Source organism: Dellaglioa sp. CoH-57-MRSF-17 (assembly GCF_056782015.1).
In genome coordinates this window covers 1-241 of sequence record NZ_JBXAXY010000179.1, presented here as the reverse complement: position 1 = coordinate 241, position 241 = coordinate 1, and the positions used below count along the sequence as shown (strand labels likewise).

Genomic DNA, 241 nt, shown 5'->3' with positions numbered 1-241 from the left:
GCCGTTGACCATGGCGCGCGCATTGTCGAAACCGTCGTCGCCCGCTGCCTCACGGCTGTATTTCTCAGCAAACACATCCTTCTTCATCAATGCTTCGAATCGAAAGACCGTTCGGTTTCGGGTCGGAATCCGTGCCGGAATCAATCCGAACTCTACAAGCTTCGGAATCAGGTACGACACATCGCGACCAACCATGCCATCACCACGCGTGATAAGAGCCTTGGGAGTGCCACGATCGTAC

Annotated in this window: 1 protein-coding gene; it reads right to left on the bottom strand. The window is 55.2% G+C overall.

The window, feature by feature from the left end:
* The coding region (locus tag AC1RPJ_RS08315) for a hypothetical protein (protein ID WP_481762937.1) at nucleotides 1–195 on the bottom strand (195 nt) is incomplete at its 3' end.
* Nucleotides 196–241 lie beyond the last annotated feature (46 nt).